17 protein-coding genes and 2 pseudogenes are annotated in these 22,167 nt (G+C 37.8%); 8 read left to right on the plus strand and 11 right to left on the minus strand.

Annotation, left to right across the window (positions count from 1 at the left end; translation table 11 throughout):
- Window positions 1–19 precede the first annotated feature (19 nt).
- The 5 genes from NTHER_RS13625 to brnQ all read right to left on the minus strand — a co-directional run bounded on the left by NTHER_RS13625 (window position 20) and on the right by brnQ (window position 5,477).
- Window positions 20–934, minus strand: coding sequence for a bifunctional enoyl-CoA hydratase/phosphate acetyltransferase (locus NTHER_RS13625; protein WP_012449090.1), 915 nt, complete (start codon window positions 932–934; stop codon window positions 20–22).
- Window positions 935–990: 56 nt separating this feature from the next.
- A complete protein-coding gene (buk, locus tag NTHER_RS13630; protein ID WP_012449091.1) occupies window positions 991–2,049 on the minus strand; it encodes a butyrate kinase in 1,059 nt (352 codons plus the stop codon).
- A gap of 126 nt (window positions 2,050–2,175) precedes the next feature.
- Window positions 2,176–3,264 (minus strand): Glu/Leu/Phe/Val family dehydrogenase, encoded by a 1,089-nt coding sequence (locus NTHER_RS13635; RefSeq protein WP_012449092.1) that lies wholly within the window; start codon window positions 3,262–3,264, stop codon window positions 2,176–2,178.
- A 113-nt stretch (window positions 3,265–3,377) separates the two neighbouring features.
- Complete coding sequence (locus NTHER_RS13640; protein ID WP_012449093.1) at window positions 3,378–4,142, minus strand: IclR family transcriptional regulator; 765 nt, start codon at window positions 4,140–4,142, stop codon at window positions 3,378–3,380.
- Window positions 4,143–4,232: 90 nt separating this feature from the next.
- Window positions 4,233–5,477, minus strand: coding sequence for a branched-chain amino acid transport system II carrier protein (gene brnQ, locus NTHER_RS13645; RefSeq protein ID WP_012449094.1), 1,245 nt, complete (start codon window positions 5,475–5,477; stop codon window positions 4,233–4,235).
- A 315-nt stretch (window positions 5,478–5,792) separates the two neighbouring features.
- Here brnQ and NTHER_RS13650 point away from each other — a divergent pair, with 315 nt between their 5' ends.
- Together NTHER_RS13650 and NTHER_RS13655 are read left to right on the plus strand one after the other, a co-directional pair.
- On the plus strand, window positions 5,793–7,184 hold the full coding sequence (locus NTHER_RS13650) for an ISNCY family transposase (protein WP_202943851.1): 1,392 nt from the start codon (window positions 5,793–5,795) through the stop codon (window positions 7,182–7,184).
- 417 nt (window positions 7,185–7,601) lie between these two features.
- Entirely contained in the window at window positions 7,602–9,575 is a 1,974-nt protein-coding gene (locus tag NTHER_RS13655) for a hypothetical protein (protein WP_012449095.1), read from the plus strand.
- Window positions 9,576–9,662: 87 nt separating this feature from the next.
- Here NTHER_RS13655 and NTHER_RS13660 read toward each other — a convergent pair whose 3' ends face one another.
- Both NTHER_RS13660 and NTHER_RS13665 read right to left on the minus strand, forming a co-directional pair.
- Complete coding sequence (locus tag NTHER_RS13660) at window positions 9,663–10,763, minus strand: glycerol dehydrogenase (RefSeq protein ID WP_012449096.1); 1,101 nt, start codon at window positions 10,761–10,763, stop codon at window positions 9,663–9,665.
- A gap of 114 nt (window positions 10,764–10,877) precedes the next feature.
- A complete protein-coding gene (locus tag NTHER_RS13665; protein WP_012449097.1) occupies window positions 10,878–11,477 on the minus strand; it encodes a class I SAM-dependent methyltransferase in 600 nt (199 codons plus the stop codon).
- Window positions 11,478–11,669: 192 nt separating this feature from the next.
- Here NTHER_RS13665 and NTHER_RS13670 point away from each other — a divergent pair, with 192 nt between their 5' ends.
- From NTHER_RS13670 to prdB, 6 genes and pseudogenes are all read left to right on the plus strand, one after another.
- Window positions 11,670–12,917, plus strand: coding sequence for a M20 metallopeptidase family protein (locus tag NTHER_RS13670; protein WP_012449098.1), 1,248 nt, complete (start codon window positions 11,670–11,672; stop codon window positions 12,915–12,917).
- 63 nt (window positions 12,918–12,980) lie between these two features.
- Entirely contained in the window at window positions 12,981–13,493 is a 513-nt protein-coding gene (locus tag NTHER_RS13675) for a hypothetical protein (RefSeq protein ID WP_012449099.1), read from the plus strand.
- Window positions 13,494–13,813: 320 nt separating this feature from the next.
- A complete protein-coding gene (locus NTHER_RS13680; RefSeq protein WP_012449100.1) occupies window positions 13,814–15,202 on the plus strand; it encodes a sodium:solute symporter family protein in 1,389 nt (462 codons plus the stop codon).
- Between the two features lies 1 nt (window position 15,203).
- Window positions 15,204–16,406 (plus strand): metal-dependent hydrolase family protein, encoded by a 1,203-nt coding sequence (locus NTHER_RS13685; RefSeq protein ID WP_012449101.1) that lies wholly within the window; start codon window positions 15,204–15,206, stop codon window positions 16,404–16,406.
- A gap of 272 nt (window positions 16,407–16,678) precedes the next feature.
- A pseudogene (locus tag NTHER_RS16465) lies at window positions 16,679–17,734 on the plus strand (glycine/sarcosine/betaine reductase component B subunit); the annotation flags it as partial.
- 72 nt (window positions 17,735–17,806) lie between these two features.
- Window positions 17,807–18,610 (plus strand): D-proline reductase (dithiol) protein PrdB, encoded by an 804-nt coding sequence (gene prdB, locus NTHER_RS16470; protein ID WP_148206944.1) that lies wholly within the window; start codon window positions 17,807–17,809, stop codon window positions 18,608–18,610.
- Window positions 18,611–18,729: 119 nt separating this feature from the next.
- On the opposite strand, the pseudogene NTHER_RS16305 reads toward prdB, so the two are convergent.
- From NTHER_RS16305 to NTHER_RS13715, 4 genes and pseudogenes are all read right to left on the minus strand, one after another.
- Window positions 18,730–19,416: pseudogene (locus NTHER_RS16305) on the minus strand (TIGR00266 family protein).
- Window positions 19,417–19,442: 26 nt separating this feature from the next.
- On the minus strand, window positions 19,443–20,156 hold the full coding sequence (locus NTHER_RS13705; RefSeq protein WP_012449104.1) for a hypothetical protein: 714 nt from the start codon (window positions 20,154–20,156) through the stop codon (window positions 19,443–19,445).
- A gap of 106 nt (window positions 20,157–20,262) precedes the next feature.
- Entirely contained in the window at window positions 20,263–21,486 is a 1,224-nt protein-coding gene (locus tag NTHER_RS13710) for a metal-dependent hydrolase family protein (RefSeq protein ID WP_012449105.1), read from the minus strand.
- A gap of 163 nt (window positions 21,487–21,649) precedes the next feature.
- Window positions 21,650–22,159 carry a site-specific integrase gene (locus NTHER_RS13715; protein WP_012449106.1) on the minus strand — a complete coding sequence of 170 codons (510 nt, stop codon included), beginning with the start codon at window positions 22,157–22,159 and terminating at the stop codon, window positions 21,650–21,652.
- Between the last annotated feature and the right edge of the window lie 8 nt (window positions 22,160–22,167).

Raw genomic sequence — 22,167 nt, forward strand, 5'->3', positions numbered from 1 at the left:
GTCCTCTCCCCTTTCGTTATTAATTATTAATAGATAATGCCCCTAGGGCCATTGAAGTCATTTTTGTTTCTAAATTATCAGATCTAGAAGTTAAGACTATGGGAGTTTTTGCCCCCACAACAAGGCCTGCCATGGTAGCGCCCCCTAAGAAAGTCAGGGACTTGGCTAGTTGATTACCTTCTTCTATATCTGAAACAAATAAAATATCTGCTTCACCGGCTACTGGACTACTAATCCCTTTATGTTCAGCAGCTTCTTTACTAACTGCATTATCTAGAGCAAAGGGACCATCCACTACTGCGTTCTTAATCTGACCTCTGTCAGCCATTTTAGATAAGATTGCTCCATCCACAGTGGCCTTCATTTTCGGGTTTACCTGCTCCACAGCCGCCAATGCAGCTACTTTAGGAGGTGAAACCCCAATGCTATTAACAAAGTCTGCTGCATTTTGAATAATCACCTGTTTTTCTTCAAGTTCTGGTGATATATTGATACCACCATCTGTTATGAAGAGTAATCTATCAAGATTAGCTACATCGATACAGGCTAAGTGACTTAAAATTCTGCCAGTCCTGAGTCCATAATCTGAGTTCAAAACTTCTTTTAGAAAAGATGAGGTGCCAATTAGCCCCTTCATCAAATAATCAGCTTCACCTGAAGATACTAACTTTACAGCTGTAGTGGCAGCGCTTTTTTCATCTGATTCTTCAATTATTTCAAGATAGTCGGTATCGAGATCTAAACCAATATTCTGTGAAAGGTTCTTTATCTCTTGTCCATTACCGACCAATTTAAATTTAATTTGTAACTCTTTCTCTATAGATAATTTAACGGCTTCTAGAATGGTTTGATCAGCTGCCTGTCCAATAGCCAATGTGACGGGTTTGATATTTCTTACCTGTTCAGTTAAGTCCGAAAAACTTTGAATTCTCATTTTTAAGTTCCCCCTCCTAAATACAGACTTTTAACTTTACTTAAATACTGTTTATTTTAATAAATCTTGGCAGTTTCTTCTCCGTTGAGTACCCTTAAAGCCCCCAGGGCTAGTGCCTCCAACTCTTCTTCCCCAGCTTCAACTTTTACAGGTCCTAAAAAGGAAACCCTTTCTTTTATTTGGTCAACTATATATTGAGAGTTTGCCATACCACCAGTTATGACAATGGCATCCAGTTCACCATTTAGGACAGTAGCCATAGCACCAATTTCCTTGGCTATTTGATAGGTCATGGCTTTTAATACCATATCTGCCTGTTCGTCACCTGATTTAGCCTTTTCTTCTACTTCTTGGATATCTTTTGTTCCCATATAGGCATAGACTCCACCTTTTTTGAGAACTCTTTCAACCATTTCTTTTTCTGTGTATTTACCTGAATAGCACAATTGAATTAACTGGTATACGGGGAGAGTCCCTGTTCTTTCTGTAGCAAAAGGGCCTTCGTTGTTGGCATTGTTTACATCAATCATCTGGCCTTTATAATGAGGAGCTACCGAAATACCGCTTCCTAAATGAGCCACAATTAGTTTTAAATCTTCATAGGAGCGATCCATTTCCCTTGCTACTTTACGGGCCACGGCTTTCATATTTAAAGCATGGGATTGGCTTAATCTTTCTAATTCTGGTAAACCTGAATATCTGGCGATATCTTCAAACTCGTCAACAGCTACAGGGTCCACAATATAAGCTGGAATATCCAGTTCTTTTGATAGGATATCAGCCATAATAGCCCCTAGATTTGAGGCGTGTTCTCCATATTTAGCTTGTTTCAAATCATTTATCATGGTTTCTGTTACTTTGTAAGTTCCACCTGGAATTGGTCTTAACAATCCTCCTCGAGCTACGACTGCATCAAGTTCTTCTAATTCCACATTAATTTCTTCCAGGGTCTCCTTTATATGCTTAAGCCGATATTCATCTTGATCTGCCACATCTTGATACTCAGCCAATTCATCGGCACTATGTCGAACTGTTTTTTCAGTTGTTGCCGTCTCATTTTCATATAAAGCAATTTTTGTGGATGTGGAACCTGGATTTATAACAAGTATCTTCAATTATAATCCTCCTTCCTTGGTTTTAACATGCCTATAGGTTCCTGGACCTGGACTGATCCAGGAACCTATAATAAGATTTTTAAAGTTCGAACATTTTATATTAATATTTTCGTTAAAGTATTTTCGTTATTTCTTTTCTTCAACTAAAAAGTTTTTTCTGACCTCTGCTACTGTATCTAATCGATCTTCTACTAATATATTGGCTGCTTGATAAGTAGGTACTCGCTTTTCTTCAGATATTTTGAAAATGTCTAACAATATTTCATATATTCTAGCCGTAGTTTTCATAACTCTGTCATGATTGAATTCTTTGACTTCATCAGCTGCTTGAATTAGCCCTCCGGCATTAATTACATAATCCGGTGCATATAAAATTCCCTTTTCAAATAAAATATCACCGTGTTTATCCTCTTGTAACTGATTATTTGCTGAACCCGCTACAATATCACATTTTAATTTTTCAATAGTGAAGTCATTGATAACTGCACCTAATGCATTGGGACTGAAAATATCGCAATCCACTTCATAAATCTGATCCGGTTCACACGTTTCAATCTGTGAATATTTCGATTTCAATTCTTCAATGGCATCTTTACTAATATCAGTTGCCACTACCTCAGCCCCTTCATCTTCAATTAAATGTTTAACAAGTAATTGCCCAACTTTTCCTAAACCTTGGACGGCAACTTTTTTTCCTGATAGCGAATCAGTTCCGTATTTTGCTTTAGCAGAAGCCTTCAATCCCTGCCAGACACCATAGGCCGTGGTAATAGCAGTACTTCCGCCACCACCGAATTCTACAGGACGTCCTACTATACAATCTGTTTCTCTCATAGAGTGAATAAAATCGTCTGGGGATGTTCCCACGTCAGTACCAGTGTAATAACGTCCTCGCATAGTTTGAACAAAACGTCCCAGGGCTCTGAACATTCCTTCATTTTTTTGTTCTGGATCTCCAATCATAACTGTCTTTCCACCACCATAATCCACACCTGAAACTCCACATTTGTAGGTCATACCTTTAGATAAGCGAAGGACATCGGTTAAAGCATCATCATCGCTTTCGTAGTCCATCATCCGGCAACCACCAAGAGCCGGGCCCAAAGTAGTGTCGTGGATTGCAATAATAGCTTTTAAACCAGTTTTTTTGTCATAATTAAAAATCACCTGTTCATGACCCTGTTGCTCCATTTCCCTAAAAACCTGTTCAGACATCTTAAAAACCTCCTTGAAAAGATTTTTTAAAATATTAACTCTTCATAATTTATTTATAGTTCCATTGTATGGAACGGTGTTCCATAAAAAGATAAAAATTTTTAGACTTTCAATCAGAGAAATTTGGAAATCTGAGCCGATGTTAGTTTTAATTGTTTAATTATTTCCGGAAAACGATTATAAATTCTATTTACTGGACCTGAAACACTAACTGCCGCTACAGCATGACCTTCTTGATCAAATATAGGAGTTGCCAAACAACTCAAGCCAATCTCTATTTCTTCATAGTCGATAGCATAACCTTTTTCTCTTACCTCTTCTAAAATTCTATATAACTCTTTAAAGTCGGCAATTGTATTTGAAGTAAATTCTTCTAATGGTTTTTGTTTAAGCTGTTCTAGTACGCCTTCATCACTGTATGCCAATAAAACTTTTCCAACACCGGAACAATGAGCTGGTGTTCGTGACCCTACTGGAGGTGAAATAGTCAACATATGTTCAGTCTGAATCTTCTCAACAACAATAACTTCTGGATCATCTATCTCATCAAGTATTGCAAGATTGACTGTTTCATTTACATCCTCTGACAATTTTTTTAGATACGGATAGGCCACATCTTTTAATACAAATTTGTCTTGATATAACATGCCTAAGGAGAAATTTTTAACTCCTAACCAGTATTTATTTGTAATGGGATTTTTGTAAATAAAGCCACGGCTACTTAAAGTTGATAGTATCCTATGTACAGTACTTTTATAATAACCTAAAGAATGACTGATCTCACTCACACCTAGTTCTCGTTTTTTTTCTAAAAATAGTAGTAGTACATCCAGGGCTCTTTCAATGGCTTGAATATTTTTAGATTCGCTATCGCTCATTTTGGATCCCATCCTTTACATAAAAGTTATCTAAACTGAGTTTCATTTTATATTGTGTTAATTATAACAGATTGTTGATTTTTGGTAAATTTAAGCTGTGTCTGTACTCTCCTTAGTCCGTAGAGAAATCCCTCTTTTGAGTAACTTAGAAATCAAGGCAAACAAGATGGCAGGTACTATCCATTGAACACCGTATTCTGCAAATGGTAAATTCCCCATAATACTTTCGAGTCCGTAAAGTTCTAAATCTAATAACATGGCTGAGTCAAATAAACCAACTATAAATGCTCCAAAAACAGCTCCCCGATAAACCACTTTATCTTTTATGTAATTATTAAAGATTGTCATAATTATCAGAACAATGGCGACAGGATATATTGCTACCAAAATTGGCTCAGCTATCCTTACAATAGATTCTACTCCAGCATTGGCAAAAAAAGCACTAAATAAAACAGTTACCCAAACTACTAGTTTATAATTTAATTTACCATTTGTAATTCCACTAAAGAATTTGCCAGCTGTGGTTGTTAGGCCTATTGAGGTAGTTAGGCAAGCTAAAAATACACTCATCCCCAAGGCATAAGTACCAATAGAGCCTAATATTTTATCGCTCACTCCAATTAATAATTCTGTTCGATGGATCCCCTCAGAAAAAACTGCACTGGAAGTTGCTCCTAGAAACAGCAATCCACCATAAATTAATCCTAAACCTGTAGCAGCAATCATTCCTGCTCTAATTGTTATTGAAACTTGATCTGATGTGGTACTATAACCTTTTTCATTCAAACTGCTAATTATGATGGTCGCTAGAATAACCGAACCTAATGCATCCATAGTTTGATAACCTTCTGTTAAACCAGTTTTAAAGGGTGTAGCAGCCTCCATATCTACGGGATTACCTATGGGGTTTAAAATCCCACCTATAACTATTGCTCCCAGAATTGCAACTAAGATTGAAGTCAAGTATTTTCCAATCCTATCTATAACTGAAGAAGGATTGAGAACAAAATATAATGTAAGTCCAAAAAAGATAGTTGTAGTAATTATTGAAGCAATAAGTGAATCACTGAAAAATGGTACAACTCCTAGCTCAAAAGCCGTTGCTCCAGTTCTGGGAATAGCTAATAAAGGTCCAATTGCCAAAACAATCACTATTCCGAAAATTTTTCCGAAATTGGGGCTGACATTTTTTCCAAAATCATCAACAGTGCCGCCGGCTACCGAAGCTGCAATAACCCCTAACAGAGGAAGCCCTACTCCTGTTAACAAAAATCCAACTGCAGCGGGCAACCAGTCACTTCCAGAAGAATGACCTAAAAATGGCGGAAAAATCACTTACCTGCTCCTAAAAACATGGCAAAAAGAGCGAAACCGATAATGATTGTGTCAGAACTTTTCTTACTCATTATTACCCTCCTAAATGACGATTTTTAAACAATTGATCTTTAACAGTTTTAGAATTTATTAATACCCCCTTTCGTTTCTGTTCCTTTGTTCAGAACACTGTTCCTGCTAGCGATATAAAATAATTCACAGATCCTAAAATCTGTGAATTGATTTAATTGTTTGATAATTTTTTCACTTTTGAATTTCAAATAAATTATAACTCATCTTTTGTTTTTTATCAAGCTAAAATTTTAATAAATGTAATTGTTCTGTGATATTGTCACCCCTAGAATGTTCTGTGAAAATGTCACTATGACTAAAAAGGTGACATATCAAATGACCCAAGAAGAAATTAAAAAACTAAATATTATCAATCAAACAATTGATGGCTACTTAACCATTAGAGATGCAGCACGAGCTTTGAACCTCAGTGATCGACAAATTAAACGACTGAAGAAAGGAGTGCAACTAGAAGGACCCAGTTTTGTCATACATAAAAGCCGAGGTAAAAAGCCTGATCATTCTGTTCCTGAAAGTACTGAAAAACATATCATTTCTCTAAAGTTAGAAAAATACCCAAATGCAAATTTCACTCATTTTACAGAACTTTTAAACGAGCGAGAAAAAATCTCTATCAGTAGGCCAGTTGTTCATAGAATTCTTAGTAAAGCTGGAATTTCTAGTCCTAAAAAACATAAAAAGAGTAAGAGTCACCACAGACGCAAACGCAAGGACAGAATGGGACTTTTAGTACAAATAGACGCCTCACCTTATGACTGGTTTGACACTGGCTTTGATTGTGATTTACACGCTGCTATCGATGATGCCACAGGAGCTTTGCTAGGATTATTTTTTGTTGAAAATGAATGTCTTGAGGGATACTTTCAGATTATGCATCAGTTAATTTCAAACTATGGTATTCCTGCAAGTCTTTATAGCGATAAGCACACTATTTTTAGATCACCTAAATCGGACAAGCTTTCGATTGATGAACAGCTCGCAGGTAAACAAGTTAAGCCTACTCAATTTGGTGCAGCTATGGAAGAGTTAGGAGTCACTATTATACCTGCTAACTCTCCACAAGCAAAAGGACGAGTTGAAAGGCTTTTTGATACTTTACAAAGCAGACTGCCCACACTTTTTAAGCTACACAATATAACTACCATGGAGAAAGCTAATGAATTTTTACAAAAAGATTTCTTGCCTGATTTTAATAAAAGATTTGCCCTAAAGCCCGAAAATGAGCTATCGGCTTTTACCTGTTTAAATCAAGATATTAATCTTGATCATATACTTTGTTCTAAATTCAAAAGAACTGTGGACAACAGTGCCACTTTCTCTTTTGAAGGAAGTTACTATCAAATTTTAGATAAAAATAGTCAACTGGTTCCTAAATCTAAAGTTACTGTCCTATCTAATCCTAAATTTGGAGTTAAAGTAAAATATAAAGATATGGTGTTTGAAACTCAAATTGTGGACAAGCCTTCAACTACTAAAATGACCAAAAAAGTTAAAACAACGCAATCACCTAAAAATAGAATAGTCCCAGATGAAAATCACCCTTGGAGAAAACAAAGTGAAAGAACAAATCTTAACTACGACCTGACTGATCAAGAACTTTTAGATACTATACTAAATACCAGGGACCGAGTTTAAAACTCGGTCTACCTTCCTGGGGGGTGACATTTTCTCTGAACAAATTTATGCGTTTTTAGGTGACATTTTCAAAGAACATTGACAGCTAAAATTTTAATAAACCAATAGCAAATTTTGCATCCAAAACTAAGCCGGAAAAACAACTGAATTTAATGAGTTGATTTGATCTTTGTATATTTTCTAATTGTATTAAATAATCACAACCATGGTCATAAAGGAATTTGTTATTTTTTGTAGAAAAATAGTTAAGCAAGTGGAAAAATCTTAATTAAGAGCTACATTTCACCATGAACCATAAAAAATTTCTTTATCCCATAAAAAAATCTTTTCGAATAGGCTGGATGTGAAATTAAAGAGTTCAACTATCAACATTCAACTTTAACACAACCTTCAAATAAAGATAGAGGTGATCTAATAATGAAGACTAGTTTAGTTAGAATAGCCGGTACGGGAATATTATCTTTGACGATATTAATTGGTGCTAATTTTTCTAATGATATTATGGCACATGATTCTGAGGAATCGCCCCGAGAAGATAATGAAATCAGCACTCAAAATGATAACAGATTCTATCTGCACGGAGACCATTTTAGCTGGGAAATGAAAAATGGTTTACAGATAGATTATAGCTTTCCTGAAACTGAAACTAGAATCAGCGTTGAAAAAGAGACTGATAATGATGAGCTGATCAATGAAAGAAAATTTATTTTAAACATTTTTAATCCGGAAAATAATAACAAACTAGGTCAGATGGAGTTTACTGAACGAAGTTTTGAAAAAAACCATTTACAAGATAGCAGTGTAATATTCTTAGATAGTGAATTCAGAGAAGATGTTGTTTTGGAGAAAAACACCACTGTTTCAGGACAGAATAATTCTGGTTCCCAATTCAAAACTCATGAAGCATTGAATAAACTAAAAGAAATAAACGGACATGTCGCCTTTGTTGGGGATATCATTCACTTTGAAAGTTGGGAAAATTATCGCGGCTTAATTGATAAAGAGCATCCCCAGTGGAATAGACAAAGATTCACCCTCAGCCAAGGAGAGGGATTAAATACTTTTATAATCGATGCTGGTAAAATGGAGTTAGAGGAATTATCTGGTACATGTATAGAAGCTCTTAAGACATCTTATAATTATCACGGCCACCTGGAATGGCAAACAGCCCAGGGTTCATACAGACAAACCCCTCAAAGTTATTATGAGGATGAAGATCCAGAAGAGCTACCAAAAAACTTACATAATCTAAATCTTCAGGTCACTACTCCTCTTTTGATTATGGATTATACCAACTTTAGCAGTAATCCCTTGTTTGACGTCATCTTACTCAATAGTGCCCACACTATTATGGGGATGATGGGTGAAGATGGATTTTTCAGAACTGATGTAGAGGCCAATTACCTAAACAGGGCCTTCGGTATCACTGATGGATTTATCGATACCAGAATGTCCGCCGATGCTTCAATATTTTTATTAGATGCGGGAAAAGAATTTCAAAGGGAAGATTGGGTCCAAGCAGGTACAAATTATGTGGATTACTTTAATAAAGTCTTACAAAAAGATCTGGTTTATGAATTAGATGGAGGAACTTTATTCCCAGACTATTTTCACGAAGATCAGCACCAGAATAAAATCCCGGTAGCATCGCTAAATCACACTATTCACAATATCAATTACTTATTTCACTTACTGCATCACCAGAAAACATACAATCAGACTATTTTATCCCATGAAGAATACAATCAAACTGTAGATTTACTGAAGAAAATGCTTAATGGCCTCAGGGTTACAAGTGATGACTGGTTGAAAGATTCAGGTGATTTGTATTATGGGTATTCGGAAAGTCAGGGTTTTTACGGAGATGATTATCCTTTTATTACTTACCGGGATTTAAAAGTACTAAAAAGTCATTTAAAGTCAGAACTTCCGGGTGAGATTAGCTCGGAGGGATTCAAATGGGCAGTTACAAATTTATTCGAAAGTAAGCACAGTTATCTTCAGGAAAGTGATGAGTACAATTACGGAAAGATTTACGAAGACAATCTGACAGGAAGTCATATAAAAACACTACTGGGCCAGGAAGTTACCGAACAGGGATCTAAACCAATACCACGTTATGGCAGAAGCCTGGCCAGTATTCCGGTTGATATTGACTGGGAATCGGAACCTGAATTCTATTCACTGGGACGGTATCTATGGATAACGGGAGCTAATAGTATCCACGTTGAAAATTCCAGTTCAACGGGAGCAAAACAAAACCTTTCCCCTAAAACTGTTTATAAATTGTTAATTCATGATGATGAAATCACGATCAAACTAGATCAACCCAAAACTCCTGCCCCGGGAAACACTTTACTTTTACCCTCGTACAGTCCTGATCAAAGGTAAAGACTAAAAACTTATTAAACAAAGACAGGGCAGGAATAGTCGGTTAACTATTCCTGCCCTGTCTTTTTGCCTGATTAATTATACTAATTAATCAATATATATATCTACCTCTTCTCCCAGGCCATTCACTGTTAGTAAGGCATCTTTAACCATTTCGGGAGTGACTTCAAAGGGCATGTTGTGAATCATGCTACCTTCCGCACAGCTAGCCTCACCTACTTTCAACAATCGCTGTTCATCTACCGTCTCTATACCAATTTCCTTGAGTGTAGTGGGAAGGCCAACAGAATAACACAATTTTAGAACTTGATCTAATTCTTCAGTAGCCCCTTCTAAAACTAACTGAGCCAGAGTGCCAATGGCCACCTTTTCTCCGTGATAGGCTTCTTTAGTTTCTTCTAGAACTGTCAATCCATCATGAATCCCATGTGCTGCTGCCACCCCGGTACTTTCAAAACCTAAGCCACTCAATAAGATATTGGCTTCTGTCACTTGTTCTACTGCCGGGGTAAGGGCATTATTATTCAAAGCTGTCACAGAGTTTTCTCCGTGTTCTTCTAAAATTTCATAACAAAGTTCTGACAGGGCCAGAGCTGTTCTGGTCGCTTTTTTACCAGCTACACTATCAGCGTTGTTCTGATAGCAGGCCCGGGCTTCGAAATAGGTTGCCAGGGCATCGCCAATTCCGGCTACAAAGAGTCTCACTGGTGCTTGTTTGATTATATCCGTATCTACCATAACAACATCGGGATTTTGTTTTAAAAATAGATACTCATCCACAGCCCCTTCCTCGGTATAAACGACTGATAATGCACTACAAGGGGCATCAGTAGCTGCAATGGTGGGAACGATGATCATGGGGACATCCTTGTAGTGGGCCACTGCTTTAGCAGTGTCAATTACTTTTCCTCCACCCACTCCAATAATAAAATCCGCTCCAACCTCTGCAAATTTGTCTTGAAGATCATCTATTTCCTTTTCCGTACACTTTCCACTAAAAGTAACCACTTCACTGTCAACATGATGTTCTTTTAGGCTGTCAGTTATATTAGTTTGAGATGCTTTCAAAGCTGTATTACCGCCGATAATCAAGGCTTTTTGACCGTAATTTTCAGCGTATTCACCCAGGGTTTTAGTTACCCCAGGACCTTGAACGTATTTAGATGGAGCAATTAATAATTTTTCCACAGTCTTCACCTCCCTAGTTTATAAATTTTACTAATACCCTTGTGAATATAATAACAAAACACGTTAATTATATCAAAGTTACACTTTCTTTTTCTCTCTACTATGGTTACTAGTTTAAGCCCTGAGCCTGGCAGTCACTCCGTAGTAATCAGGACTGATCGCCTGTGAAATCTCTTCTGGTTTCCAGGTTTTAATTGCTTTAAATCCTTGGCTTTCTAGTATATCTACAGTTTGCTGCCATGATACTCTGTGCTCCAAGGGTGGGCCGCTTTCAGTAGGTTCTTTTCGCCATTCTATGATAGCCAAGGTCCCTTCTGATGATAATATCCTCTTGACTTCTGCTATAAATTTGTGAAGGTTTTCCGCTTCATGCAATACAAAACTTAATAAGGCAAAGTTCACAGATCCCCGGGATAATTTAAGATCATCTTCTTCTGTAAGCCGAGTTTCAATGTTTGTCAAGTTCTGAGTGGCAATTTTATCCTCTACAGTCTGTAACATTTCAGAAGAAATATCTAGAGCAAATACTTTTCCCTGTTCACCAACCAGTTCACCTGCTGGAATAGTGAAAAAACCTGAACCACAGCCTATATCAGCTACTATATCTCCCTTTTTTAGTCCTAACTGTTTTAAAATGGTTTTGGGAGGAAGCTTTTCCCTGCGTTCCTTAGAATCAAGCTTTTCTTTATTTTCAGGTTCAAATTTATGTACCAAAATCTCACCTTCTTTCACCAGTTTGATTATATAATAGTGCTAATTATAAAACTGAGTTCGGTTAAAATTTTTATATTCCTGCTTGTTTCTGCATCATATCAAAAGTTAAAATAAATATAATAGCGCTTATAACAAAAGAAGGTGCACTTTTAAAGTCTGTTATTATGACAGGAGGTAGTTGGAGTGAGTGAGATGAGTGAAAAAAAGGGTGAAATGATACAAACACAAGAAATTTGGGAGCAAGGGCAAAAATTACAGAACTGGTTGGTTCAAGTGAGACGAGATTTCCATAGATATCCTGAACTCAGCACCCAAGAGTTTCAAACAAGAGATAGAATTATTAACTATCTACAAGAAATGGGATTAGAAGTCCAGACAGATTTCCCGAATTTAGGAGTAGTGGGGATTATCAACGGAACGGCTAAAAGCCAAAGTAATGATGATCAAGTTAAGGAGGCCGAGGCGGTAGCTCTTAGGGCCGATATGGATGCCCTTCCCCTTGAAGATGCGAAGTCCGTCCCCTACAAATCTCAAAACCCTGGTGTAACCCATGCTTGTGGCCACGATGCTCATATAACTATTTTATTAGGAGCAGCTAGCATATTAACTCAAATTCGACATAAATTTTCCGGTCAGATAAAATTAATATTTCAACCAGCTGAGGAAACAGTAGGTGGAGCCAAGCCCATGATTGATGCTGGAGTTTTAGAAAAACCGAAAGTAAAATCAATTTTTGGACTGCATGTTGCCCCCGATTTACCCTTAGGAACAATAGGAGTAAAATACGATCAAATGAACGCCTCATCCGATACTATAAGCATTAAGATAAAAGGAAAAAGAGGTCATGGAGCCTACCCTCACGAATCAAGAGATGCCATTACAGCATCGGCCCAAGTCATATCTGCTTTGCAAACAATTACTAGCCGGAATGTAAATCCCCTTAAATCGGCAGTCATCAGTTTGGGGACAATTCAGGGAGGAACCCAGCATAACGTAATTGCTGGTGAAGTGGCCATGACAGGCACAGTGAGAACTTTAGACCCGGAAACCAGACAATATGTGTTGTCTAGGGTCAAAACAACTGTAGAAGCTATTACCCAAGGATTAGATACCAAGGGAGAAGTGTTTATAGAAGAAGGATATCCACCTTTAATAAATGACGAAATCATGACCAATCTAGTTCTCTCCAAGGGCAAAGAACTATTAGGAGATGAAAATGTTCGAGTGGAAACTTCACCTACTATGGGGGTAGAGGACTTTTCCTACTTCTTAGAACAAAGCAGTGGTACTTTTTACAAGCTAGGATGTGCCAATAAAGATCAAAATGAAGTTTATCCCATTCACAATGAGTTTTTTGATATTAATGAAGATTGCCTATCAGTTGGCACAGTTCTTCAAGCCCTTAATGCCATTACAGCCTTACAAAGCAGTCAAAACTAATTGCTCAAACAGGAGCTAGAAGGAGCTAGATTCTATCGACTTACTTAACAAAGGAGTGATCAGATGAAAACTGCTAATGTTTCAGTGTCGATGTTGACTAAAACTGCATTGTTTTTAGGGATTACCCTGGCTTTTCAAATGCTGGCTTTACCTCAATACCTAACAGGACCTGCTATTAACGCTATGCTATTAATATCAACCATCATCCTAGGGTATAAAAGTGCTATGGTTATTGGAGCTCTTACTCCAGTAATTGCTTTCGTTAGAGGAATTCTAGCTCCGCCTTTAGGACCTGCCATTCCCTTTATTGTTTTGGGTAATTGGCTATATGTAATACTGTTTAATTATTTATCCAAGATTAACAATATTTTAGCTATTGCAGTAGCTTCTATAGCCAAGTTTGCTGCCCTGGCCATTGCTGTTAGATTAGTCATTGAAGTACCTCCACAAGTAGCCCAAATGCTACAATTTCCCCAGTTAATTACTGCTTTAGTCGGTGGTTTCATTGCGTTAATCTTATCTCCGTATTTACGAAAGGCCTTAGACAAAATAGATACAAAGGCCAGAGGCCAGTAAAGAAGCATAATGAAAATAAATTTGTAACTCCCTTCAGTTGACCTGATTCTGAAGGGAGTTTTTTAATGGGCTAAGTTAAAAACTTGACCGAATTAAGTTGAATGTTGGTAACTGTAAAATTTTACAGCTCTACAACTAAGTATAACCGCGTGTAAAATTTAGAGTAATAGTTCTTGTAATAGTTCTTTCAATAACTTAATAAATATATTCATATAAAAATTTCGAAAACAAGTTTTAGGAAGGAAAATATCAAGTTTACTAGAATATTAATCAGTTAAACAGTTTTGTTTTAACAAATTAAAGCATAAGGAGGTATGAAGATGGAATTAACACATCAACCTGAACTATTATTTTTCTTAATAATCTATTTCGTTCTCATGATAGGTATTGGTTTGTATTATTCCAGAAGAATTAAAAACAGTGAGGATTTTATGTTGGCCGGAAGGGGTTTGGGACCAATTGTCTTAATGGGTACACTCCTGGCTACATGGGTAGGAAGTGGTACGGTTACAGGAGGTAGTACGTCCATAGGGTATTCTTATGGTCTTTGGCCCGCGATACTATTCGGACTATCTAGCTTACTCGGTGTTAGCATTTTGTACATCATTGCACCAAAAATCAGAGCTTCAGGTAAGTACACAATTGCGGAAGCTTTAGAAACAAAATACGGTGAAACAGCCAAAATCATTGCCAGTATTATAATTATCCTGGCTTTTGTCGGGATAGTTTCTTATCAGTATACTGGCCTAGGAATGGTATTGAACGTAACTACAGGTGTTTCCGTTGATGCAGGTACAGCAATAGCAGCTGTAATTGTAATCTTCTTGGCTACCGTTGGAGGATTAATGTCAGTTGCACCTACTGATGCTCTCAGTGCTTTTATCATAGTCATTGGATTGATAGTAGCTATCCCATCTGCTTTGATTCAGGCTGGAGGATGGGAAAATGTTGTAACCCAGGTTCCAGAAACTAGTTTATCAGCTTTGGGAGAGCTAGATTTCATTGGATTTTTAGGATATTTTTTACCAACTTTATTTTTACTACTGGGTGATCAAAACATGTATCAGAGATTAGCTTCATCAAAGGGTGATAGTGAAACTAAGATGGGAACAATTGGCTGGGCCGTTGGACTATTGGTCATTTATCCCGCTATTTCACTAATAGCTTTTTCAGCTAGAGTTAACTTCCCTGACATTGATCCTGGGCAGGCACTAATAGCTACTACGACAATTATGCCGACTTTTATTGGTGGATTAATGCTGGCTTCAATCACCGCCTTTATTATCACTACTGGTAGTTCCTATTTGTTATCATCTGCAACTAATATAACTATGGATATCTACAGAAACTACGTCAACAAAAATGCCAGCAGTAAAGAACAGCTATTGTTAACCCGGGGACTGATAGTAGTCTTAGGAATTCTAGCCTATATCCTGATACAGTATTTCCCTTCAATATTAGAGGCTCAGATGTACGCTTATACAGTCTATGCGGCAGGAATCACCCCTGCTATTTTAGGTGTTTATCTATGGGGCAATAAGGTTACGAAAATAGGCGGTATTGCCTCCATGTTAAGTGGAGTTATTGTGACTCTGGGAATTGAATTTTTTGACATTGTAGGCTATGACCCGGCCCTGATATCCGTTCCTGTGGCTATTATAGTCTTGGTAGTAGTTAGTTTGATGACCCAAAGTTCAAGGAGGGAGTAACTTGAATCGAACTGGACAGGAACCTTTGTTAATTAGATCTGTCAATGTAATCACCGGACAGAATGACGAAATATTAGAACAGTACGATGTTTATATAGAGCAGGGAAGTATCGCTAAGATAGGCAAAAACTTAGCAAATGAGGCCAAGTTAGCTGATTGGAATGTCATTGAAGGAACGGGCAAGTATTTAATCCCAGGCCTAATTGACACCCATGTTCATTTAGTTTGGGACGGAAGTGGTGATCCCCAGGCAGAAATTGAAGGCAAAAGCGAGTCTTACATGGCCTTGATGGCTGCTCGACAAGCTCAAGATTGTCTTAAAAACGGCATCACTACTGTAAGAGACGTAGGAAGCCCGGGAGAAACTGTTTTAAATTTAAGGGATGCCATTAAAGGTGGAAAGCTTGAGGGTGCAAACATTGTCAGTTCTGGTTCTGCCCTTGTAATGATCGGTGGCCATGGCTGGTTTTTAGGAACAGAAATTTCCGGCCCTGAAGAAGCACGCAGAGCAGCTAGAGAAGTTTTAAAACAAGGGGCTGACCTGATAAAAGTTATGGCTACAGGCGGTATTTATACCCAAGGTGAAGAGCCGGGAGCTCCCCAACTCTCAGAAGAAGAGATGAGAGCTGCTGTGGTAGAAGCTCATAACCAAGGGAAAAAAGTGGCTTCTCACGCCCAGGGATCAACTGGTATCCACAACTCTATCCAAGCCGGTGTAGATTCAGTAGAACACTGCATATTTGCCGATGAGAAAGCATTAACTAATATGCAAGATAGAAATATCTTTATGGTACCTACCCTGGCGGTTATGAAGCGAATGGCTGATATCGGGGTTGGTGGAGGACTACCAGAATATGCTGCGGAAAAAGCCAAAAGAGTTGTCAAAATTCACAAGGAAACATTCAAAACTGCAGTTGATTTAAATGTCAAAATTGCAGTAGGTACAGATTTGTTTGCACCTTATCTGCCTGTTGAGCAATATTTTACCGAATTAAAAATTATGAATGATTACGGTATGTCTCTGTCTGATGTGTTGAAGTCAGCAACATCAGTAGCTGCTGAACTCCTCCAGTTAGAAGATAGAGGTGTTATTGCAGAAAATAAAGTGGCAGATTTAGTTTTATTAAATGAAAATCCTCTTAATGATGTTAAGGCCTATCAGAATCAAGAAATGATTATTAAAGAAGGTAGAATAATTAAATAAGTTAGATAAATTCAACTACAGTTTTAGCAAGCAGAATTTAATAAGGGCTTGTCCATTTAAAAGAGGCTTGTCCATTTGCTAGAGTAAATTTTGATATAACTCTACGCTTCAATGGGCAAGCCTTTTTTGTTCTTAGGCTATATAACAGGATGTTATTTGCTATTCATGGGATAAAATTTTTCCTGTAAAATTCTCATAATGGTTCAAGCAACAGTTAAAACTAGAAATGTTAAAACAGCTTCGCAACAGATCATCAAACAGGAGGATTTTATATGAATAGACATTTAGAGATACAAGGTTTTCAAATTTCCGAACTAAATTTGAATTCCCATGGTAGGACTGAAATTCAAGGTAATAAATTATTAGTAAATAGTAATATTACTCAAGAAGTAGCAGCCAAATATCCCGAGCTAAAAGATATTAAAATGCGCGTATTCACTAGCAAAGATGAAGATATTGAAGTGAATACCATGATGGATGTTATTCCTGTAAAGACTAAAATGGAAGATAAAATGGGTACAGGTACCACTTTAGAGTTGAATGGCATCACAGTATTACTGACAGGGAGAGAAGCCAGCGGCAAACAGGTAGCGGAATTCGGTAGCACTGCTGGAAAAGTTTCAGAAAAGATCGCCTTTAATATGCCTGGTTGTCCTGATGAAGAAGATTTAATATTAAACCTGGATATGATAATCGAAGACGGTATAGCCATGACTAGGGACGGTCCTACAGCCTGTCACAGGGCAGCTGATGAAATAATACAAGAAATCAGAAATGCAATTAAAAGGGACATAAATAATACTCCCCCTCATACTACTACAACAGTCACTGAAGGAGATACTCCGTCCCATCAAGATAAGCCGGAAGTTGTTCTAGTCAAAGAAATGATGGGTCAAGGGGGAATGCATGATAATTTATTGCTTCCTCTAGAACCTTGTGGAGTAACTGGTGGTAAGAGCGTAGTAGATTTGGGCAATGTCCCGGTGCTAATGTCACCCAATGAAGTTAAAGACGGTGGCATCCATGCCATGACCTGTGTAGGACCATCAACTAAAGAAACCACTAGACATTATTCTAGGGATCCGTTACTCCATAAATTATATGAAGACACAGATCTTTATTTCTCTGGAGTATTGGCCGTAGGCTCACCTCAATCAAATCATGAAAAAGAGTATGTAGCTGAACGTGTGGGCATGGCTATGGAAAAACTTCAACCTGATGGTGTAATTGTTATGACTGAAGGTTTCGGGAATAACCATATTGATTTTGCCAAACACATTGAAGAAGTGGGTAAAAGAGGTTTCCCGGTAGTTGGGGTTACTTATGCAGCTAAACAAGGAGCTTTAATTATCGGAAATGAATTTATGGATGCCATGGTGGAATTAAACAAAAGCGATAGTATGTTTGAAACGGAAGTATTAGCTGAAAACACATTGACCGATTGGGATGCTGACAGAGCAGTTACCATGCTAAAAAACAAATTAACCAATAATACTGAATTAATAAATTCGGAAGTTCCTGTCCCCCAACAGCCTCCCGCTGTTTGGACAGAAGCTCCTAAGGATCTATCTAATACGAAAGTAGCCCTGGTTTCAGCTGCAGGTATTCATTTAAAAGATCAAGAGCCCTTTAATAAGGCTGGAGATAACACTTATCGAAAAATCCCTTGGGATGTGAGTTCTGAAAATTTAATGGTAACTCACGGAGGATATGACCACAAGGACGTCAGACAAGATATAAATTGCATGTTCCCCATCGACAGATTAAACGAACTAGCGGATGAGGGAATGATTAAAGGAGGCAGTGCCAGCCATATAGGTTTTATGGGAGGTGGAGGCGATTTTGATGCCTTCAATGATAGTGTAGGTCCAGAAATAGCACAGCAATTGAAAGAAGCTGAAGCAGGAGCAGCCATTTTCACTGCTGGATGAGGAACTTGTCATCGCTCTGCCGTGATTGTGCAGAGAAGGGTTGAAGAAGCCGGTATACCAACAATAATGATTGCCGCTCTGCATCCTGTAGCTAAACAGCAAGGTTCACCTAGAGCTGTTCACGCTTTAGTTCCCATGGGTGCCAATGTAGGCCCTCCCAATGATGTAAAAGTGCAAAAGAATATTATACGAGAAGCCCTGCAAAACCTTATTGAAATAGATGAACCAGGTAAGTTTATTAGTATACCTTATGAATACCAAGCAAAAATATAAAACTTGGTAACAAAAAAGCCCTCAAGGATACATAACATTGCCCACAACTGCTATCAGTATCAGTTGGTGACAATGTCCTTGAGGGCAAATTCTTTAAGGACCAAACTATAAATATTTTATTAATTTTTACTCGGTAAATAACTTGATAACTCACCTGACAAGCTTTGAATAGGCATAGTTTGAAGCCAGACTTTACCAGGGCCTGTCAGGCTTGTTAAGAAAAATCCTTCTCCACCTAAGAACATATTTTTGATACCCTTAACCCTTTCCACACTCATATTAACACTTTCCTCAAAAGCACCCACTGACCCAGTTTCCACTTTAATAGTCTCTCCTTGGGCCAGTTCTTTTTCAACACATTCCCCGTCTATCTCAATAAAGGCCATACCGGTTCCTGAAAGTTTCTGCAGTACTAGGCCTTCTCCACCAAAAAAGCCAGCCCGCAGTTTTTTGTGAAAGTACAGGCCGTACTCTACATCTTCAGTGGCACATTAAAAAGATCTTCGTTGACAGATCATAGTTCCCTTGGATATATCTAGAGGAATAATTTTACCAGGATAGGTGTGGCCAAATGCTACCTTGGCATTATCTTGCAGTCCTGTAAAATATGTCAAGAACATACCTTCACCGGAAACACTTCGCTTAAGAGCTCCCATGACCCCACCTTTCATACCGGTATCCATTTTTACATTGGCATCCATCCACTGCATGGCACCTGCTTGACAGTATAGTCGTTGGTCCTTTTGTAGACTAATTTCTAGCATAGGCATTACAGAACCTAAAATCTGATAATCAAAATAAGACATATACACTCACTCCTCAAGCTTAACGATTAATTAACTTCCGTTAAAGATTCCTCCGTATCGATCCAATAATAATGGTCTAAAATCATTTTAATACGTGGTTCCATGCCATCACCAAACTCATGGGGATATTGAATAACGACCAGGAAATAAGTTCCAGATTGCTCTCCAGAAAATACATTTCCCGAAATGTTATTATCATAGTAAATACCTGCGTCCATGGCCCAAGGATGCTTTTCCAAGAGTTCTTCCTTTATTTCTGAATCTGATTTTTCCAATTCATAATCCATTTCACTTGAAAATTCTTGTAAATTTAGCTCCCCCTGAGAAGCTGGTTCCTTATCATTATCGAAAATATAAAACTTGACAAAGGCATCTTTATTTACTTCACCTTGAAAATTGGAATAAAAAGCTTGAACCGAACCGTGATTCCAGGTTATCTCTTCAGTAATCATATCTTCAGGATAGTAAGTCAGGAATAAATCATCTGGATGTAAAAACCGCTGCAATTCAATTTCTTCTTCCATTCCTTCCATAGTCATAATATCAGTTTTGGTTTCAGGCCATTCCTCATAATTTTTGGGTTCTGAGGCATTTTCCTCTGATTCAGGTTCTGTGGCCGCATCACTGTTTTCTTTGGCCGCATCATCACTGTTATTGAAACTACAAGCGGGCAGCACAATTAAAGTAGCAATTACTACAATTAAAACAAGTAAAGACATGAAAGCTCTAACTTTTGTCATAACGCCATTACCTCTTTCTTTTTGATTATTTTGTATTTATATATTAAGACGAAGATACTGGCAAAAAGTTACTGCCCGTTTAATTGCTGCCTGACAAAAATTAATTCTAGACGGATTCGGCGATAGTTAATTCCTCAGGTTTGATCTCCCTACCCATTTTGTATATACTGTGGATTTTTTCAATATCTTCAATATCTGCTACAGGATCTCCATCAATAATTAACAGATCAGCATACAATCCCGGTGCAATTTGACCAACTTTATCGGAAATTCCGAGAAGTTCTGCCCCCATGTAAGTGGCTGTTTTTATTGCTTCTAAAGGATCCATACCGTGTTTTACCATCAATTCCAGTTCAAAACTGTTTTTACCATGTTCGTTAAAAGGAGTACCAGCATCGGTTCCCAAGGCAATATTGACACCTGCTTCATAAGCTTTTTTAAAGTTGCTTACATGATCCTCAATAATAGCATCACTTTTTTTAACGGCATGTTCGGGAATACCAGCTTCTCTACCTTTTTCAGAAATCCAATACGGAGCAGATAAAGTTGGAACTAAGTACACTTCTTGTTCTACCATGGTTTCTATGATGTCATTATCGAGAAAAATACCATGTTCTACTGAATCAATGCCAGCTTCAATGGCATTTTTTATACCCCTGATTCCCTGGGCATGAGTTGCTGTTTTTTTGCCACCCTTGTGAGCTTCTTCCACAGCAGCTTTGATTTCTTCTTTGGTAAGCTGGGGAGACCCTGGTTCTACTCCTTCTGTCATGACACCACCGGTGGCCATTATTTTCAATAAATCCGCACCCTTTTTCAGCTGTTTTCTAGCTCCTTTTCTGGCTTCACTTTCTCCATCAATCTCTTCACCAATGGCCCAACCATGGCCGCCTGTCATAGTAAGAATTTTACCCGATGCGAACATCCTAGGGCCAAGATGTTTTCCTTCATGTATGCTATCTCTCAAGTCAAGATCAACGTAATTCTTTCCACCCATATCTCTTACAGTAGTCACACCAGAGAGTAAAGTTTTCAAAGCATAGCTGGCAGCTTTCAATCCGGTCCGGGCATCGGATTCCTTAGTCAGGACAGAAAAAGGATCAGCACAGGGCTCAAAGCAAAAATGTACATGGGTGTCCACTATGCCTGGCATAAGAGTTTTACCTTGATAGTCTCGAATTTCCGCATCTGAGGGGATATCTATCTCGTCCATCTCACCCCAAGAATGAATTTCACCTTGTTCATTTATGACCACCACTCCATTAGGTACCGGCTCCTTTCCTGTACCATCAATAATTGTAACATTCGTCAAAGCCTTTATAGCCTTCATGATTCTAAGCTACCCCCTTTTAGTCAATAAGTAATTCAGTAAAGCTGTATTAAAGTTGAATGTTGATAACTGTAAAATTTCAATCCGTTCGTTTGAAAATTTCACAGTTCAACAGCTAAATATAACAGCACTTTTCATAAAAGCTCTACACCAATAAAAAAAGTTACCAAAGGCAGCCTTTGGTACAATAAAAGCAATAGTAAGTTTCATCGTAATACCCTATATATTTGAAAGTAAAGGTTTCTGGTTTCATATTCAAAGCCTGTTCAACTTTTCTGATATCCCTGGTTTTTTGAAAATAATGGTAGCCAAAAGTCTTGCGCATTGTTTCCTGGTCAAAATCTATCACTCCGTGGGTAACAGCTCTGTCTTTCACAGCTTGAAATTCCTTATGGGAAAATAGTTCTTGATTTTCAGGCTGTGATTGCAAGAAATCATTGATTTCCCGGGGGAAACTTGGAGATAAGTAGAGCTTGACTTCATCTGATGTTAAATCTTTAACTCGTAATTTTAGTAGCTGTTCAAGCGTTAGTGGTGTAGATGTCCCCAGCTTAAATAACAAATAAGCCTTAAACTCTCCCTTTTGGAGTAGATCATTTTTAATTGACCGCACGATATTTAGATCAAAAATGGGTTCAGATCCTTGACATTCATGTCTGTTAGAGGCACGCATTTTAACAC

This window comes from Natranaerobius thermophilus JW/NM-WN-LF (assembly GCF_000020005.1).
In the GTDB taxonomy this organism is placed as follows: Bacteria; Bacillota; Natranaerobiia; order Natranaerobiales; family Natranaerobiaceae; genus Natranaerobius; species Natranaerobius thermophilus.

Coding starts and splice junctions, on each gene's coding strand:
- NTHER_RS13680 (WP_012449100.1), top strand. CDS start 13,814: ATGGAATTAACACATCAACCTGAACTATTATTTTTCTTAATAATCTAT.
- NTHER_RS13635 (WP_012449092.1), bottom strand. CDS start 3,264: ATGTCTGAACAGGTTTTTAGGGAAATGGAGCAACAGGGTCATGAACAG.
- NTHER_RS13655 (WP_012449095.1), top strand. CDS start 7,602: ATGAAGACTAGTTTAGTTAGAATAGCCGGTACGGGAATATTATCTTTG.
- NTHER_RS13710 (WP_012449105.1), bottom strand. CDS start 21,486: ATGAAGGCTATAAAGGCTTTGACGAATGTTACAATTATTGATGGTACA.
- NTHER_RS13675 (WP_012449099.1), top strand. CDS start 12,981: ATGAAAACTGCTAATGTTTCAGTGTCGATGTTGACTAAAACTGCATTG.
- NTHER_RS13625 (WP_012449090.1), bottom strand. CDS start 934: ATGAGAATTCAAAGTTTTTCGGACTTAACTGAACAGGTAAGAAATATC.
- NTHER_RS13670 (WP_012449098.1), top strand. CDS start 11,670: ATGAGTGAAAAAAAGGGTGAAATGATACAAACACAAGAAATTTGGGAG.
- NTHER_RS13705 (WP_012449104.1), bottom strand. CDS start 20,156: ATGACAAAAGTTAGAGCTTTCATGTCTTTACTTGTTTTAATTGTAGTA.
- NTHER_RS13715 (WP_012449106.1), bottom strand. CDS start 22,159: ATGCGTGCCTCTAACAGACATGAATGTCAAGGATCTGAACCCATTTTT.
- NTHER_RS13640 (WP_012449093.1), bottom strand. CDS start 4,142: ATGAGCGATAGCGAATCTAAAAATATTCAAGCCATTGAAAGAGCCCTG.